14 protein-coding genes are annotated in these 15,797 nt (G+C 50.7%); 6 read left to right on the top strand and 8 right to left on the bottom strand.

Annotation, left to right across the window (positions count from 1 at the left end):
- Window positions 1-89 precede the first annotated feature (89 nt).
- The 5 genes from hppD (at window position 90) to VPR01S_RS00965 (ending at window position 6,097) form a co-directional block, all read left to right on the top strand.
- The gene (hppD, locus tag VPR01S_RS00985) at window positions 90-1,163 is read left to right on the top strand and encodes a 4-hydroxyphenylpyruvate dioxygenase (protein WP_021703415.1); all 1,074 of its coding nucleotides are present in this window, start codon (window positions 90-92) and stop codon (window positions 1,161-1,163) included.
- On the top strand, window positions 1,156-2,295 hold the full coding sequence (locus VPR01S_RS00980) for a homogentisate 1,2-dioxygenase (protein ID WP_021703414.1): 1,140 nt from the start codon (window positions 1,156-1,158) through the stop codon (window positions 2,293-2,295). The genes hppD and VPR01S_RS00980 overlap by 8 nt, the downstream gene beginning before the upstream one ends.
- Before the next feature lie 9 nt (window positions 2,296-2,304).
- Window positions 2,305-3,315 (top strand): fumarylacetoacetate hydrolase family protein, encoded by a 1,011-nt coding sequence (locus VPR01S_RS00975; RefSeq protein ID WP_021703413.1) that lies wholly within the window; start codon window positions 2,305-2,307, stop codon window positions 3,313-3,315.
- On the top strand, window positions 3,315-3,962 hold the full coding sequence (gene maiA / locus VPR01S_RS00970; protein WP_021703412.1) for a maleylacetoacetate isomerase: 648 nt from the start codon (window positions 3,315-3,317) through the stop codon (window positions 3,960-3,962). The genes VPR01S_RS00975 and maiA overlap by 1 nt, the downstream gene beginning before the upstream one ends.
- Before the next feature lie 422 nt (window positions 3,963-4,384).
- The gene (locus tag VPR01S_RS00965) at window positions 4,385-6,097 is read left to right on the top strand and encodes an ABC-F family ATP-binding cassette domain-containing protein (RefSeq protein WP_021703411.1); all 1,713 of its coding nucleotides are present in this window, start codon (window positions 4,385-4,387) and stop codon (window positions 6,095-6,097) included.
- A 46-nt stretch (window positions 6,098-6,143) separates the two neighbouring features.
- Here VPR01S_RS00965 and VPR01S_RS00960 read toward each other — a convergent pair whose 3' ends face one another.
- From VPR01S_RS00960 to VPR01S_RS00925, 8 genes are all read right to left on the bottom strand, one after another.
- Window positions 6,144-7,658, bottom strand: coding sequence for a M28 family metallopeptidase (locus VPR01S_RS00960; RefSeq protein ID WP_021703410.1), 1,515 nt, complete (start codon window positions 7,656-7,658; stop codon window positions 6,144-6,146).
- 166 nt (window positions 7,659-7,824) lie between these two features.
- Window positions 7,825-8,658 carry a CPBP family intramembrane glutamic endopeptidase gene (locus VPR01S_RS00955; protein WP_021703409.1) on the bottom strand — a complete coding sequence of 278 codons (834 nt, stop codon included), beginning with the start codon at window positions 8,656-8,658 and terminating at the stop codon, window positions 7,825-7,827.
- Window positions 8,655-9,383, bottom strand: coding sequence for a glycerophosphoryl diester phosphodiesterase (locus VPR01S_RS00950; protein ID WP_021703408.1), 729 nt, complete (start codon window positions 9,381-9,383; stop codon window positions 8,655-8,657). The genes VPR01S_RS00955 and VPR01S_RS00950 overlap by 4 nt, the downstream gene beginning before the upstream one ends.
- A 2-nt stretch (window positions 9,384-9,385) precedes the next feature.
- Window positions 9,386-10,159: a DeoR/GlpR family DNA-binding transcription regulator gene (locus VPR01S_RS00945; RefSeq protein WP_021703407.1), complete on the bottom strand. Its 774-nt coding sequence runs from the start codon at window positions 10,157-10,159 to the stop codon at window positions 9,386-9,388.
- Between the two features lie 10 nt (window positions 10,160-10,169).
- A complete protein-coding gene (gene ugpC / locus VPR01S_RS00940; protein ID WP_040902178.1) occupies window positions 10,170-11,252 on the bottom strand; it encodes a sn-glycerol-3-phosphate ABC transporter ATP-binding protein UgpC in 1,083 nt (360 codons plus the stop codon).
- A 64-nt stretch (window positions 11,253-11,316) separates the two neighbouring features.
- On the bottom strand, window positions 11,317-12,159 hold the full coding sequence (gene ugpE / locus VPR01S_RS00935) for a sn-glycerol-3-phosphate ABC transporter permease UgpE (protein ID WP_021703405.1): 843 nt from the start codon (window positions 12,157-12,159) through the stop codon (window positions 11,317-11,319).
- A gap of 9 nt (window positions 12,160-12,168) precedes the next feature.
- The gene (locus VPR01S_RS00930) at window positions 12,169-13,050 is read right to left on the bottom strand and encodes an ABC transporter permease subunit (protein WP_021703404.1); all 882 of its coding nucleotides are present in this window, start codon (window positions 13,048-13,050) and stop codon (window positions 12,169-12,171) included.
- A gap of 83 nt (window positions 13,051-13,133) precedes the next feature.
- A complete protein-coding gene (locus VPR01S_RS00925) occupies window positions 13,134-14,426 on the bottom strand; it encodes an extracellular solute-binding protein (RefSeq protein WP_021703403.1) in 1,293 nt (430 codons plus the stop codon).
- Window positions 14,427-14,744: 318 nt separating this feature from the next.
- On the opposite strand from VPR01S_RS00925, the gene VPR01S_RS00920 reads away from it, so the two are divergent.
- Window positions 14,745-15,629 carry a DMT family transporter gene (locus tag VPR01S_RS00920; RefSeq protein ID WP_040902177.1) on the top strand — a complete coding sequence of 295 codons (885 nt, stop codon included), beginning with the start codon at window positions 14,745-14,747 and terminating at the stop codon, window positions 15,627-15,629.
- Window positions 15,630-15,797: the final 168 nt, after the last annotated feature.

Below are 15,797 nucleotides of genomic sequence, written 5' to 3'. Positions count from 1 at the left end.
TCCTTTTTATTGGTTGTGCTTCACCTTTAATACATACCGCTTTGTGAGGGCGTGTGGACGCCCCTGTGATGAACCTAAAGGAGTAGAGCATGACTGAATCGTACAACCCACTGGGCACTGATGGTTTTGAGTTTGTGGAATATACCGCTGCAAATGAGAAAGGCATTGCCGACCTGAAAGCACTGTTCAGTTCGCTGGGTTTTGCGGAGATCGCGAAGCACCGCTCAAAAGAGGCGTGGCTGTATCGTCAGGGCGAGATCAGCTTTATTGTCAACGCTCAGCCTCATAGTCAGGCAGAAGAGTTTGCGAAAGAACATGGCCCTTCCGTGTGTGGCATGGCTTTCCGTGTACACGATTCTGCGCAAGCGATGGCGCATGCGCTTGCTAACGGCGCGAAACAGTACGTAACCGAAATCGGCCCGATGGAACTGAGTATTCCAGCCGTTTACGGCATTGGTGAAAGCCTGCTGTACTTTGTGGACCGCTATGGTAGCAGCAGCATCTATGACGTGGACTTCAAATTCTACGACAATGCACAAGAGCGCCTGAAGAAAATGGATGCGGGCCTCTACGTCATTGATCACCTGACACACAATGTGAAGCAGGGCAACATGGATGTCTGGGCCGGTTTTTACGAGCGTATTGGTAACTTCCGTGAAATCCGTTATTTCGACATTGAAGGGAAACTGACGGGGCTGGTTAGCCGCGCCATGACAGCACCATGTGGCAAAATTCGTATTCCGATTAATGAATCATCGGACGATAAATCGCAGATTGAAGAATTCATCCGTGAGTACAATGGTGAAGGTATCCAGCATATCGCTCTGAGTACTGATGATATCTACAAAACCGTCAGCACACTGCGCGAACGTGGTATGGACTTTATGCCGACACCAGACACCTACTACGAGAAAGTCAACGCTCGTGTGGAAGGGCATACCGAGGATGTCGACAAACTGCGTGAACTGCAAATTCTGATCGATGGCGCGCCGATGAAAGATGGCATTCTGCTGCAAATCTTCACTCAAACCGTTATCGGTCCTGTGTTCTTCGAAATCATCCAGCGTAAAGGCAATGAAGGCTTTGGTGAAGGTAATTTCAAAGCGCTGTTTGAATCGATAGAAGAAGATCAGATTCGTCGTGGAGTGCTGAGCGATGCATAAATGGATCACATTCCCTCACCGGGAGGGAGTGTGTTCTCGTCAGGCACACGCAGATTTTCCGGAAGAGGCGATTTATGAACGGGAAGCGGGCCGAAGTGGATTCTTCGGCCCAGCGGCCCATTTCCACCATCAGCACGCCCCCACGGGTTGGAGCGAGTGGGAAGGCGAGCTACGACCGCGTGCTTTCAATTTTAATCTGGTTGAAACTGCCGCCCAGCACTCTCCATGGGCAGTGCCGGATCTGCTGCACAATGCCGATTGTAAGGTGCGCATCTGGCGACTGGACGAAAAAATGGATTTTCTGGTCCGTAACGCCGACGGGGATGAACTGCTGTTTATCCATCAGGGCCAAGCCGATCTGTATTGTGATTATGGTCATCTGGAAGTTGGTGAAGGGGATTATGTGATGATCCCACGCTCGACCAACTGGCGTCTTGAACCCAAAGCGCCGATGTTCGTGTTGATGATTGAAAATACCGATGCGGCCTATTCTCTGCCTGAAAAAGGGTTGGTCGGCAACCACGCGGTGTTTGATCCTGCGGTGCTTCAAGTACCGTCGATCAACGAATCATTTCGTGCGCAATACTCCGAGGATCAGACTCAGGTTCACCTCAAACGTCACGGTCAGGTCAGCGTGGTGACGTACCCGTTTAATCCATTGGACGCAGTTGGTTGGCACGGCGATTTGGCGGTGGTCAAACTCAACTGGCGAGACATTCGCCCATTGATGTCACATCGTTATCATTTGCCACCCTCGGCGCACACCACCTTTGTGGGGCAGGGATTTGTGGTATGTACGTTTGTGCCTCGTCCGATTGAGAGCGATCCGGGCGCGTTAAAAGTCCCGTTTTATCACAACAACGACGACTACGACGAAGTACTGTTCTACCACGCGGGAGATTTCTTCAGCCGCGACAACATTGAAGCTGGCATGGTGACATTTCATCCGGCCGGGTTTACGCACGGCCCGCACCCGAAAGCATTTAAAGCCGGACGCGAATACAAGAAGAAATTTACCGATGAAGTGGCGGTCATGATCGATACCCGTCACGCATTGAACTTCAGCCCGCAAGCGCAACAGGTTGAAAACAAAGAATACGTCTACAGCTGGAAAGAGCATCCAGAAAAATAGGGATAAGAAATGAAGTTAGCAACCCTGAAAAACAAATCTCGCGACGGCTTGCTCGTGGTGGTAAGCCGCGATCTGAGCAAATGTGTTCCGGTACCGGATGTGGCGGAGAATCTGCAGCAGGCGCTGGATTACTGGCCGCGTGTTGAGTCCCAGCTACAGGAAGTCTATCAGGCGCTGAACGCCGGTGAACTGGTGAATGAGATGCCATTTGACCCGTCGGTGTGTGAATCGCCGCTGCCCCGCGCTTATCAGTGGGCGGATGGTTCCGCCTATGTCAACCATGTTGAGTTAGTGCGCAAAGCTCGTGGCGCGGAAATGCCACCGAGTTTCTGGACTGACCCACTGATGTATCAGGGAGGCTCCGATGCGTTTATCGGTCCTTGTGATGACATACCACTGGGTAGCGAAGAGTGGGGCATCGATTTCGAAGGCGAAGTGGCGGTTGTGACCGGGGATGTACCGATGGGCGCCAGCAGGCAGGAGGCGGCGCAGTCGATCCGCTTGTTGATGCTGGTCAATGACGTGTCATTGCGCGGACTGATTCCTGCCGAGCTGGCAAAAGGGTTCGGTTTCTTCCAGTCCAAGCCTTCTTCGGTGTTTTCACCGGTTGCCGTGACACCCGATGAACTGGGTGATGCATGGGATGGTGGTAAAGTCAGCTTGCCATTGTTGTCTTTCTACAATGGAGAAGCATTTGGTTGTCCGAATGCAGGGGTTGATATGACTTTTGAATTCCCTGAACTGGTGGCGCATGCGGCGAAAACGCGTCCGCTGTCTGCCGGGGCAATCATTGGGTCTGGTACTGTGTCGAACAAACAAGGGACAGACTACGGTACAGCAATTTCTGAAGGTGGGGTCGGGTACTCCTGTATAGCAGAAGTGCGCATGATTGAAACCATTCGTGATGGCCAGCCATCAACCAGCTTCATGAAATTTGGTGACACCATCCGTATCGAAATGCGGGATCAGGATGGGCACAGTATATTTGGTGCCATAAACCAAAAAGTGGTGAAGTACTGATGTCCGAACGCACTCTCTATGGCTATTGGCGCTCTTCGGCAGCCTATCGGGTTCGCATTGCTCTGAATCTGAAAGGACTGGCCTATCAGCAAAAGTCGGTTCATTTGGTGAACAACGGTGGTGAGCAACACAGCGCCGAGTATCAAGCGCTGAATCCAAGTCAACTGGTTCCGGTTCTGGTGGATGGTGAGATGGTGCTTAACCAGTCGTTAGCAATTATTGATTATCTCGATGAACGTTATCCCGATTGCCCAATCACACCACTGTTCGGTGAGGCACGTTTTGCAGCCAAGGCGTTGGCTCAGGACATTGCTATCGATATCCACCCTCTGAACAATCTGAGAGTGCTGCAATACTTGACTAACGAACTGTCCGTTGAAGAGAAACAGAAGTCAGTTTGGATTCGTCATTGGATCGAAACCGGCTTTCGGGCTCTGGAGCACAAGTTGGATGGTCGGGCAGGGCAATACTGCGTCGGTGATACCGTTTCACTGGTCGATGTTTGCCTGGTTCCGCAGGTTTACAACGCGATTCGCTTTGGTATCGATATGACAGATTTTCCGCTGTTAGGTGCCATTGTGGAGCGTTTAAACCAGCTACCGGCGTTCGTTGAAGCCGCGCCGGAGAATCAGCCGGACGCGCAGTAATCTGACAGAATTTCTCTCAACCTTTGCCCGTTAGGTGTCTGCTAACGGGCTTTTTTGACTTTGAGGCAAAGAAACTGAGATCAGACAGGCAGTTACGCGTTGTTATTCGACACAGTATTTGCCTGAGTATGGCGCCTGTGTTTATGATTATGTTACCGAATCACCGGAAACATGCTGTTTCCCTCAACGTTGAAAAGGAGGTCCCCTATGCATCAGTGTCGTTTGTTCAACGCAAGCTTCTTTGCTATAGAGGCTCGCTCAAGAGTTTGTGACTTCGCGCTGCGATAATCCCGACTTGAGCGAAATTTAGAATCTATGACTGCCGTAAGGCAGCAATCAAAAAGAGTTCTCTTCACTCGAGCTCGGAGAATTATTGTCAGCAACTGACAAAGGCGCTTTGCGCCCAAAATTCTTGAGTTTTTATGAGTACTTATCTATCTGCACAATCACTAAGCGTTTCTTTTGCTTCTTCTCCTCTGTTTGAAGAGGTCAGTTTTACCATCAATCAAGGCGACCGCATCGGTCTGATTGGCCACAATGGTTGTGGCAAAAGCACGTTGCTTAAACAAATCAGTGGTGTTGAACAGGACTACAACGGGCAAGTCATCATCGCTAACCGTTGCATACTGGCTTATGTCGAACAACACCTGCCTCAACGTCTGGCGCAGGCGACCCTCATCCAGGCATTAGAGGAGAAAGTCAGCCAAGGTGAAACCTGGCGAGCTGAACAGTTATTGTCTGAGCTGGGCTTTTCAGATTCAGACTGGCACCTGACCGTTGGCAGCCTGAGTGGTGGACAACACATGCGCCTGCTGCTGGCCCGGGCGATCATCAATCAACCTGATCTGCTGTTACTGGATGAGCCGAGCAACCATTTAGACTTACCAGCACTGTTGTGGCTGGAGAACTTTCTGAATCACTGGAAAGGCTCCTTTGTGGTGGTTTCACATGATCAGGCATTGCTTGACCGGGTAACCAATGCTACCTGGATCATGCGAGATCGCACCTTGCATCACTTTTCGATGCCTTGTTCTCTGGCACGGGGCGCTCTGACCGAGCGGGACGAAGCAGATTTGCAGCGTCATGCCAGTGAGCAAAAAGAGATTGATCGTCTGGAGCAGAGTGCGAAACGCCTAGCAACCTGGGGTAAGGTCTACGACAACGAAGATCTAGCCCGTAAAGCCAAAACCATGCAGGCCAGAAAAGAGCGTCTGGTCGAGCAACAAACCCGCCTGACAGACGGGGCTCCATGGACTCTCAGTTTGCAGGGTGATGCGCTGCCGGCCAATCGCTTAATCGATATCGAACAATTGAGTGTTAGGCCTCCACAGTCATCCGTCCATCTGTTTGATGTCGTCAACAAGCAGGTAAAAAGCGGCGATCGGGTGGCGATCATGGGCAGCAATGGCACAGGGAAATCGTCATTGCTCAAGCAACTCTACAGCTACTATCAACAGCGCGAAACTGTCGGTGTCAAACTCCATCCTCAATGTAAATTGGGGTACTACGATCAGTCGTTGCAACAGCTACAAGATGAGGCAGGGCTGAATGAAGCGCTGAGCGATTTTGCACCATTGAGCGATGATATGCGCAAACAGGCGTTGATTAGCGCCGGGTTTGAGTATCAGCGTCATCAGCAAAGCGTCTCGTCATTAAGTGGTGGTGAGCGTGCCAGGTTGTTGTTTATTGGTTTGACGCTGGCGCGCTACCACATGCTGTTTCTCGACGAGCCAACCAACCACCTGGATTTGGAAGGGAAAGAAGAGTTATTTGAGACCTTGAAAACGTATCCGGGTGGAGCGCTGATCGTGAGTCACGACCGACAGCTGATAGAGCAAAGCTGTAATCGGTTCTGGCTGATCCAACATGGCGAGTTAACGGAGTACCTGAGCGTGGAAGAGGTCTATCAGCAATTGCATGCGGATGGTCACGTTGGACGGCAAAGTGACTTCGATCGTTTAGCTGCTTGTCACTCTCCGGTGGAGCCACAACAGGACGATGATGCGTTATTAGAACGTTTGTTGGAACTGGAACAGTTGCTGAAAGACGATAAACGGCGCAAGCCCAAACATCAGAAGCCAGCGCTGCAGGCCAAATGGCAGCAGGAGATTGACGTGATTACTGCACGTCTATAATCAAAAGCCCTGAGTATTATGCTCAGGGCTTTTTTAGTGACGTATGTCAGAAAGTGCTGGCTTTCAGGCTGGCTCCGCTGTAGTTGGAGTACCCTGTCAGCATGACGGAGTAGGTGCCTGGTGAAGCATTGTTGAACGTACAGACTTCGTTGTTCCCACTGAGATATGGGCGGCAATCCCAGTTCTGTTTGCTGGCTTTACTGCCAAACTTCACATACAAGTCCAGATCACCATAGCCACCAGAGGTGGTGATTTGCAGGTTTTTCTGGGTTTCCAGTTCAAACGTATACCATACGTTGCTGCCTCGGCTACCAGACAAATCGGTGACAGGCACACCGTCTTCCAGCTGATTGCCTGGTGTTGGTGTGTCACCGGTTGCGCTGCCCATTTCAATCGCATAAGCAAGACCTAACTGAGTGAACTTCTTGGCATGAGAGCCGGTTGGATCGGAGTTCGCCAACGTATCTTGAGTGGTGTGAATACGCGGATTGTAATCGTTGAACTTCGACTCAAACGGCATGGCGGCGGGGTAGCCAGCGTTGTGCCATGATGCGTGATCAGAACAGGCGTACCCGCAAGTATCGAAACCGTAAGTCAGACTCGGCAAATACTCGTCCATTAGCTGCGTCAGATATTGAGTGAAGTTGCTGTCAGTGTAATCGGTGATAAACACGACATCTTGGGCAGAACCTTTGTAGTTGGTCATGTCCAGTTGCAGGGCGGAAACCACGTTTTTACCTTCGGATTTATACTGATTCGCCAGATCTTGTGAACCACGCAAGCCGACTTCCTCAGCGGCATAAGCCATGAAGGCAATGCTACGTTTTGGTTGGAAGTTGTTCTCTGACAGCACACGGATCACTTCAGTGACGGCTGCGATACCCGAAGCATCATCATCCGCACCCGGTGCAACACTTTGTTCGTTGGTGTGTGAACCAATGGTCGAATCAAGGTGACCACCAATCACAATCCACTCGTCAGGCGCTTCTGAGCCTGTAATGGTCATAACGACCGACTTTTGGTTGTAGCCTGAGTGAGACACTTGCTTGACGCTGGCATTGGGCAGAGAGGCTGACAGAGCCTGCCATTCGCTGGCTATCCAGTCCGAGGCCTGAGCTCCAGAAGTGGTGGTGTAAAAACGGTTGGTGAAGCTCTCCAGCGAACTGATGGTCCCGGTGATTTGTGACGCGTCAACCTGAGGCAGCCACGCTGTGACGGTCGCCTGCTGTGTAATCGGCGGCATCACGAAGCTGGCTAGCGTAGTGGGCATCGCACTTGCCGCCATCGCACTTTGCGCTGAAGGGTGTACCATGTACCCACCACAGCGATTATGCTCTTCGTGCATATTATGCGAAAGCTCAGCGAGCTGAGCGACATCGACTTGTCCAACCCACACCTGACCACTGCTGGCGACGGAATTCGGAAGAATGGATTCTGCCCCGGACTTCATCACCGTTTGATTGGCGTCCGCACCAATTGAGATCCACACTTTGTCTTCGGCGTAAGCCTGACAAAAAGTGGCGGAAAGAACCATAGCCAGTAACGTTTTGGTATATTTCATTATCTCCTCCCTGGAGTTTTATAAAATCACCAAACCTTAGGATAAAAATGCAAAAAACGAGAATTATTCGTTTTTAATCAATCTGTAACACGCAGTTGTCACAGATATATTAATAACATGAATGTAAACACCGGATACGTTGATCCGGTGTTTTGTCTGGGGGAATTTACCTAATGGCGACGGGGTAGGTAAAGAAAATCAGATGGGCAAAGTTAAACAAGAAGTGTGCGGTCACAGCGACCGATAATCGTCCGGCAAAGTGGAACATCAGGCCATATCCTAACCCGGCCAGCGTCGCGAACAGAACCAGCGTGATGCCGCCAGCGAAATGGGCCAGGCCAAATAACAAACTGGCGACGACCAGCCCTGCGACCCACCCAAAGCGTCGTGTGAGAGATTGTTGGATGAAACCACGAAATAACGCCTCTTCGGCAACACAGGTGAAGAGAAGATTGTTAAGGGCAAATAGCCACCACCAGTCAGGCAGTGTCAGCTCAGGTCGAATTGCCCCGGTGCCAGTGGCAATCGGGAGCAGGACGATCAACAGTGTTGAAGAGGCCAATAAGACTTTCAGGTTGACGGTCTTAGCTTGACCGAGCAACATCGGATAAGCCAATAGCAAGGCGAAAAACACCAAGGGTTTGTCGAGGTTGAGATGCATGTTGAACGGCACGCTCTGGGGGCCGCTAACGACACTGTGCAGTACTTTCAGGTTGGCAAAGCCAGGCAGTAAGTGCGCAAACATGGCCAGCGACCAGATCAGCACGAACCCATATGCAATGGCTTTTTTCCAGACACTGTCCTGGCGAGGTGCAAAAAAGGCCACACCCAAACCGATCAGTACAGTAGCTAACGCCTGAAGAGATAGACGCTCTTCCAGCAACGCACCAAAAATCGCGGCGGCCAACAAACCGTAACTGGTTTTGGGCTGGCCAAGCAGCCCGGCCAGTGTTGCCAGCGCTAGTGGTACCCAAATCCAAATGGAAGGCTCTATTATCATGATGATGCACAACCGAGGGTTAACAAACGTTCCGGGTAATCGGTGAAGATAGCATCCACCTTATCCAGATGTTTAAATTTCTCTGCCCGATTGACGGTGTAACACCACACCTGATAGCCATGCTGGTGCAGCTCATCGATGTGTTTTTCCGAGGTCCAGGTGTAGTTCAGGTTACAACTGAAGGCGTTGACTTCGCGCAGAACGTCCCAGTCTTTTTTTGAAAGCCGTTCACTCAGCACGCCTAAACGGTAGCCCGGGCAATGCTGATGCAACTCACGAATAATTCCGTGACTGAAACTGGACAACAGGATCTGCGATTGCGGGAGAGGGCCTTGGTCCAACTGCTCTTTCAATTGGGCAGCGACGCTGGCTACATCGTGACGATCCACTTTGACTTCAATATTGAGCCCCAGTCCGTGCTCCGCTGCAAGTTGAAGCAGTTCAGCCAGTGTCATGACGGGTTCGCCGGCAAATTGGGCTGAAAACCATTGACCAAAGTCAAACTGCTGTAACTCGGCCAGCGTGTACTGATCAACACGTCCTTTGCCGTTACTGCAACGGTCAATAGTGTGGTCATGACAGACGATCAGGACGTTGTCTCTGGTTGGCTGAACATCGATTTCGACCCATTTCAACCCCATATCGATGGCGGCCTGAACGCTGACGCGGGTATTTTCCGGATAGTGACCGGCCACACCACGGTGACCGACAATTATTGGCGACATAATTATTCCTCACGAGACTGGGCAACCACCAACTCGACCTGATTCAACTGGCACAGGCGCGCGATGTCGATGGTGTCTTCGTCGACAAACATTCTTTGTATTTCAAACAGCTTACCGCTGACCACCGGAGCATAACGCCCTAACTTGGTTTTGTCTGCAACTAACCAACACTGTTCACTTTGTTCAATGATGGCGCGGGTCAGGCTCGCTTCCTCCGGCGTGAAATCCAGTAACTGGCCACCATCACCTAAACCACCCACACCGAAGATACCAATGCGGATATTGAACTGGCGGTAAAAGTGGGTGGCGGATTCGCCAACCGTATCTTCATCCGATGAACGGACGGCGCCTCCGGCCAGATGCACAGCCACATTCGGGTTGCGACTGAGCGTTAAGGCGGCGTTGATGTTGTTAGTGACAACCGTCAGGCCAGGATGATCGAGCAGCGCATGCGCAACATGCTTTGGGGTGGTGCCGATACCAAGAAAAATACTGCTACCTTCGGGCAACTCATCGGCCACACACTGTGCAATGGTTTGTTTGGCGGACAGGTTGAGCATGTCGCGATTGGTAAACGACAGGTTGTCATTGTCACTCGGTAAGGTAATCCCGCCGTGTACGCGACGTACCATACCTTTGTCGCTCAGATCGTTCATATCTTTACGTATGGTTTGTACTGACACGGCGAACTTTTCTGAGAGCAGTGAACTCGATAGCACGCCGTGCGCTTGCTGAAGATAGCTGAGTATCTCTTTTTGTCTGGAAGATAAACTCACGGTAATCCTTCTAAGCTACGGTTTGTTGAGTCAGCGCGAAAGGGCACATACGCTTGCCGTTGTCATCGAACAGGTGCAGGTTGCAAGGTGCGATGTGAAGCGTTAATGGCTGAGCCGTATCAAAGGCCACTTCGGGTGTGACGGCGATGAAAGGTGCCTGTTGTACCTGTCCGTGCACCAACTGGTTAGGCCCAAGCGGCTCAACAACGCTGATATCCAGTGTCAGAGACATGGTGTGTTCTGATGGCGACAGTTCCGCATGCTCCGGACGAATGCCGAGTGTTACGTGACAGTGAGCAACGTCAGCATAATCGGGCAGATAGATGCGCTGCTCGCCAAACGTCAGATAGCCCTTATCCAGCGTTGCGGGGAGGAAATTCATCGCCGGGCTGCCGATGAAACTGGCGACGAACGTGCTGGCGGGTTGGTGGTAGACTTCTGCCGGAGTGCCAATCTGTTCAATATCACCTTGATTGAGTACAACGATACGGTCGGCCAGTGTCATGGCTTCCACCTGATCGTGGGTTACGTAGATGCTGGTTACGCCGAGCTCACGTTGCAGCCTTTTAATTTCCAGTCGCATGTGGGCGCGAAGTGAGGCATCCAGATTCGACAACGGTTCATCAAACAGGAATAACTGAGGGTCGCGAACGATTGCCCGTCCCATGGCGACGCGCTGGCGCTGACCTCCGGATAACTTGGCCGGTTTCCTGTCCAGATAGTCTTCAATTTTGAGTGTCTTCGAGACGGAGGCAATTTTTCTGGCGATAGTGGCTTTATCCACACCACGGTTTTTAAGTCCGTACGCCAGGTTGTCGTAAACACTCATATGTGGGTAAAGCGCGTAATTCTGAAAAACCATGGCGATGTCACGCAGGGCTGGCTTTTCGCTGTCTACCCGGCGGCCTCCAAGGTGGATCTCACCGCCACTGATGGCTTCCAACCCGGCAATAGAGCGCAGTACGGAGGATTTTCCACACCCAGATGGACCGACCAAAACGATAAATTCACCTTGTCGGATGGCCAGGTTGATGCCTTTGACCGCTTGATGGCCATTTTCGTAAGTTTTGATCAGGCTCTTAAGTTCTAACATATTCATACGGCTATCCTGAGCGGTGGTTACGATGTTATGTACATTGTGTGTGCTGATGAGGGCGTTACTTTTCACTTTCGACGAGTCCTTTCACAAACCAGCGCTGGAATACAATCACGATCACCACCGGAGGCAGCATCGCCAGAATGACCATGGCAAAGGCATAATCATAGCGGGGCAGGCTGGTTTCATTGATGTTGTTGAGTATCTGTTTGATGCCCATCACGATGGTGTTATAGCTCTCATCGGTGGTCATCATGATTGGCCACAAATACTGGTTCCAGCCGACGACGAACATAATGATGAATATCGCCGCCATCATGGTTTTGGAAAGTGGAAACAGAATATCAATGAAAAAGCGTACGGGTCCGGCATTATCCAGTTGAGCCGCCTCCAGCAGTTCATCAGGGATGGTTTTAAAGAACTGACGAAAGAAAAAGGTCGCGGTGGCAGAGGCAATCAGGGGGAGAATCAATCCGGTATAGCTGTTAAGTATGCCGAGGCTGGATACCACTTCGTAAGACGGAATGATCCGCACTTCCAGCGGCAGTAATAGGGTGACAAAAATCAACCAGAACCACAGGGCGGCATAAGGCAGGCGAAAATAAACCAATGCGAATGCAGCCATCATGGAAATGATGATTTTGCCAATCGCAAAACCCAGTCCCATGACCATAGAGTTGATGATCATCGTTTTCGCGGTCACGTTGCCCGCGAAGCCGAGACTTTTATCCCAGGCTTCCTGATAGATGGACACCAAATGATCGCCAAGCCGCCACTGTAGACCGTCACTGACGATCGTATTAGGATCGTGCGTGGAGCTGGCAAATATCAGCCAGATCGGTGCCAGCATAAACAGAGCCCCGAGAATTAAGATCAGATGATCGGAAAGTTTGTTGGATTTCATGTTCTTTCCTCAGTAATGCACCCGCTTTTCGACAAAGCGGAATTGAATGAACGTCAGGACCAATACCAACAGAAGCAGCACGACTGATTGAGCCGAGCTTCCACCGAGATCGGCGCCCACAAATCCATCACGATAGACTTTGTATACCAGTGATGTGGTGGTTCCTCCCGGGCCGCCAGAGGTCATGGTGTCGATAACGCCAAAGGTTTCGAAAAAGGCGTACGTCAGGTTGATAACCAGCAAGAAAAAGCCCGTTGGAGCCAGCAGCGGGAAAGTGATGGTCCAGAAACGTTTTGAATCACTGACACAGTCCAGTGTGGCCGCTTCTTTTACGGCATAAGAGATGGACTGCAAACCCGCCAGAAAATAGATAAAGTTGACGGAGACCTGCTTCCATACCGAAACCAGAATCAGGGCTACGCTGGCATCAAATGGGTCGGTCTGAAAGCTGAAATTCCAGCCCAACTGACTGAATAGGTGGCTAAGCACGCCGATGTGCGGATTAAACAAAAAGCCCCCGATGATGCCAGCCACTGCAGGCGCAACCGCGTACACCCAGGTGAGGGTGATTTTATACGGGCCTTGGCCATGCAGCACATTGTCGGCTTTGACCGCAAGCAGCAGAGCAATCGCCAGTGAAAGAAATGAAACCACAACGGCGAATAGCAGCGTAAAGCCGATGGAATCTAAGTACTCCGAGGAATCAAACAGCATCTGATAGTTTTCAAACCAGACAAAAACCGATGACATGCCCCATGGGTCTTCCAGCATAAAAGAGAGATAAATCGCCTTAGCGGCCGGATAGAAGAAAAACACCGCGATGATAATAATCTGAGGTGCCAGCAGCAGGTAAGGCAGCGGGGTGTGACGAAATTGTTGACGACGTTCCACAACTCATTCCAGGTTAAATCAAAGACAAGCCTGTGACAGACAAAGAAACGGCCTCTACTGATGGGAGCAGAGGCCAGTGGTGGTTAGTTCACCGTGCGGGCAAAACGCTTCAGCAACTTAGTGCTCTCGTTTTCCACTTTATTCAAACCTTGCTCAACGCTTTCACGGCCAGCAAAGATATTGTCGAATTCACGGTGCATCACCTCGCGGATTTGTGGGTAGTAACCCAAACGGTAGCCTTTTGTCCACTTGCCGTCGGTCAAGCTCAGTTGCTTAACACCGACTTCGGCATCTGGCTGCTCTTGATAGTAACCTGATGCTTTAGTGAGCTCGTAGGCGGCCTCAGTCACCGGAACATAGCCAGTGGTTTCGTGCCAGTACTTCTGAGTGTCAGGTTTGGTCAGATAAGCGAAGAACGCTGCTACGCCTTTATCCTGATTGCTGTCATGGCCGTTGAGTGCGAACAGGGCGGCGCCGCCAATAAAGGTATGCGTTGGTTTTTTGGTGATCGATTCCCAGTAAGGGAGGTAGGTCGTTCCTAAATCAAACTTAACCCGATTTCTCAGCCCGCCAAATGAACCGGATGAGCCCATCCACATCGCGACTTCCTGACGTTCGAATGGTGTTTGGTTTGCGTCCCAGTCGCTGCCGTAATACTTGTAGTAACCTTCGTCAGACCATGCTTTTAGTTTTTGGACATGCATCATCATGTCTTTGGTGTTGAACATGATTTTGCTCGACAGTCCGTCGTAACCGTTGTTGTTGTCCGACAGCTGTAGGTTGTGGCGGGATTTGAAGTTTTCAAACATGATCCAAGGCGTCAGAGATTGCGAAAACCCAGCATGCCCTTTGTCGGCCAGCTTCTTCATCACCGTTTCCATTTCTTCATAGGTCTTCGGTGGTTCTGCCCCCACTTCTTTGAGCAGATCTTTGTTGTAGTAGAGCACCGGCGTTGAACTGTTAAATGGCATGCCGATCATTTTGCCGTGGTTGTCTGCGTAGAAGTTTCGCACGCCAGACAAGTAATCCTGCGCGTTAAATGAATAGCCAGACTCTACCATGATGTCCTGCACGGGTTTGGCGACATCCTTAGCGCTCATAATGGTTGCGGCACCGGCATCAAATACCTGAAGAATGTTAGGAGCTTCACCTGCGCGAAACGCAGCAATACCAGCCGTCAGCGTTTCTGTGTAGCTGCCTTTGTACACTGGTGTCAGTTTGTACTCTGTTTGCGCAGCATTGAAATCGGAAGCGATTTTGTTCACCGTTTCTCCCAACTGGCCGCCCATGGCATGCCACCAGGTGATTTCCGTCGTTGCCAGTGCTGAACCAGAGACGCTGGCTGCTGCCAGTCCTGCTAACCATAGCTTATTCATTGTTGTTCCCTTTTTTAGTTTCGAACGAGAGTTCTTTTGTTTCGTTTGCTGGCTATCTTGGTGATGCAATGTTTCAGTTCCGTGTTTAAAAAATGGCAAAATCATGAAAGATTTATGGATCGGATGAGTTGGTTCACACTCTGGCGATTGCTTGGCGATAATCGACGTAATAAGTGACTGGCAAACGAAGCTGTAATCCGCATGACTTTCGGTTAATTTTTATCGCAAGTGAAGCACTTAGCTGGCATGATTGAGCAACCATAACCACCGCTGCGCTGGCTCGCTGATGACAGCGAACGCGCGCCTAGAAGAGTGTCTATCTTGAATTCTGAACGTAAAGCTGCCCTGATTCTGGTGGCGACCACCTTGTTGGCTGCATTTGGCTGGATTTTTTCGAAAGAAACTATCCAGGGGCTTCCTCCTTTCGGCTTTATCGGGCTGCGGTTTACTATTGCGTCGTTGTGCCTGTTGCCACTGTGTCTCACCGCTTTGCGCCGTGCCAAACTGAAAGATATTGCGTCAGCGGCCATGGTTGGGTGTTTGTTGAGCGGATCTTTGTTGTGCTGGATTCATGCAATCTCAATCAGCGAAACCTTGGGTGAAGGGGCCTTTATCGTCAGTTTGTCGATGCTCATCGTTCCGATTGTGGCCTGGATACTCTTTCGCGAGCGGCCTAAACGCGCATTCTGGTTTTCAATGCCCGTTGCTGTGGCGGGGCTGGCATCGCTCTCGTTGGCGGGCGGCTGGCAACAGTCGGCAAGTCAAATCTGGTTTGTCGGTTGTGCCACTATGCTTGCGCTGCACTTCAACGTGAACAGTAAATACTCACAGCGTTTACCTGTGTTACTGCTAACCTGCATTCAGTTGTTTGTGACCGGTTGCCTTGCATTGATGGTTTCGTCACTGACTGAGGAAATTCCGACGTCTGTTGCTCCGTCCATTTGGGGATGGTTCGCGCTCAGTACGTTGCTGGCGACCAGCTTACGCTACGTGATGCAAACATTAGGGCAAAAACACAGCCAGCCATCCAACGCCGCGTTAATTATGATCTTAGAGCCAGTCTGGACAGTGATTCTCAGTATCCTCTGGTATGGTGAAATTTTGTCGATGAACAAAATCGTCGGGTGTTCATTGATTCTCCTGTCACTGATTCTCTATCGCACTGACGGACGCTTAATGCGCTTGCGTGGGCAAGCTTCCTGAACGCTCTGATTTTTTGCCAGCCCGCGATTCTCGCGGGCTTTTTTGTAATCAACCGCCCAAAACTTACCTGGTACAGGTTGAGTACCGCCAGTTTATTCGCTAACCCGCCATTTTTATCCTTTCATTAAGTAACACGTTAAAAAATTCATACTTATGCAATTTTCTTTG

The sequence above is a fragment of the Vibrio proteolyticus NBRC 13287 genome (assembly GCF_000467125.1).
GTDB classification, from domain to species: domain Bacteria; phylum Pseudomonadota; class Gammaproteobacteria; order Enterobacterales; family Vibrionaceae; genus Vibrio; species Vibrio proteolyticus.
Note: the sequence above shows the minus strand (reverse complement) of the source record. Positions and strands in the feature narration are given on the sequence as shown.

Bases quoted from the DNA above. Each gene is read 5' to 3' on its own strand.
- hppD (WP_021703415.1), top strand. From the start codon at position 90: ATGACTGAATCGTACAACCCACTGGGCACTGATGGTTTTGAGTTTGTG.
- VPR01S_RS00980 (WP_021703414.1), top strand. From the start codon at position 1,156: ATGCATAAATGGATCACATTCCCTCACCGGGAGGGAGTGTGTTCTCGT.
- VPR01S_RS00975 (WP_021703413.1), top strand. From the start codon at position 2,305: ATGAAGTTAGCAACCCTGAAAAACAAATCTCGCGACGGCTTGCTCGTG.
- maiA (WP_021703412.1), top strand. From the start codon at position 3,315: ATGTCCGAACGCACTCTCTATGGCTATTGGCGCTCTTCGGCAGCCTAT.
- VPR01S_RS00965 (WP_021703411.1), top strand. From the start codon at position 4,385: ATGAGTACTTATCTATCTGCACAATCACTAAGCGTTTCTTTTGCTTCT.
- VPR01S_RS00960 (WP_021703410.1), bottom strand. From the start codon at position 7,658: ATGAAATATACCAAAACGTTACTGGCTATGGTTCTTTCCGCCACTTTT.
- VPR01S_RS00955 (WP_021703409.1), bottom strand. From the start codon at position 8,658: ATGATAATAGAGCCTTCCATTTGGATTTGGGTACCACTAGCGCTGGCA.
- VPR01S_RS00950 (WP_021703408.1), bottom strand. From the start codon at position 9,383: ATGTCGCCAATAATTGTCGGTCACCGTGGTGTGGCCGGTCACTATCCG.
- ugpC (WP_040902178.1), bottom strand. From the start codon at position 11,252: ATGTTAGAACTTAAGAGCCTGATCAAAACTTACGAAAATGGCCATCAA.
- ugpE (WP_021703405.1), bottom strand. From the start codon at position 12,159: ATGAAATCCAACAAACTTTCCGATCATCTGATCTTAATTCTCGGGGCT.
- VPR01S_RS00925 (WP_021703403.1), bottom strand. From the start codon at position 14,426: ATGAATAAGCTATGGTTAGCAGGACTGGCAGCAGCCAGCGTCTCTGGT.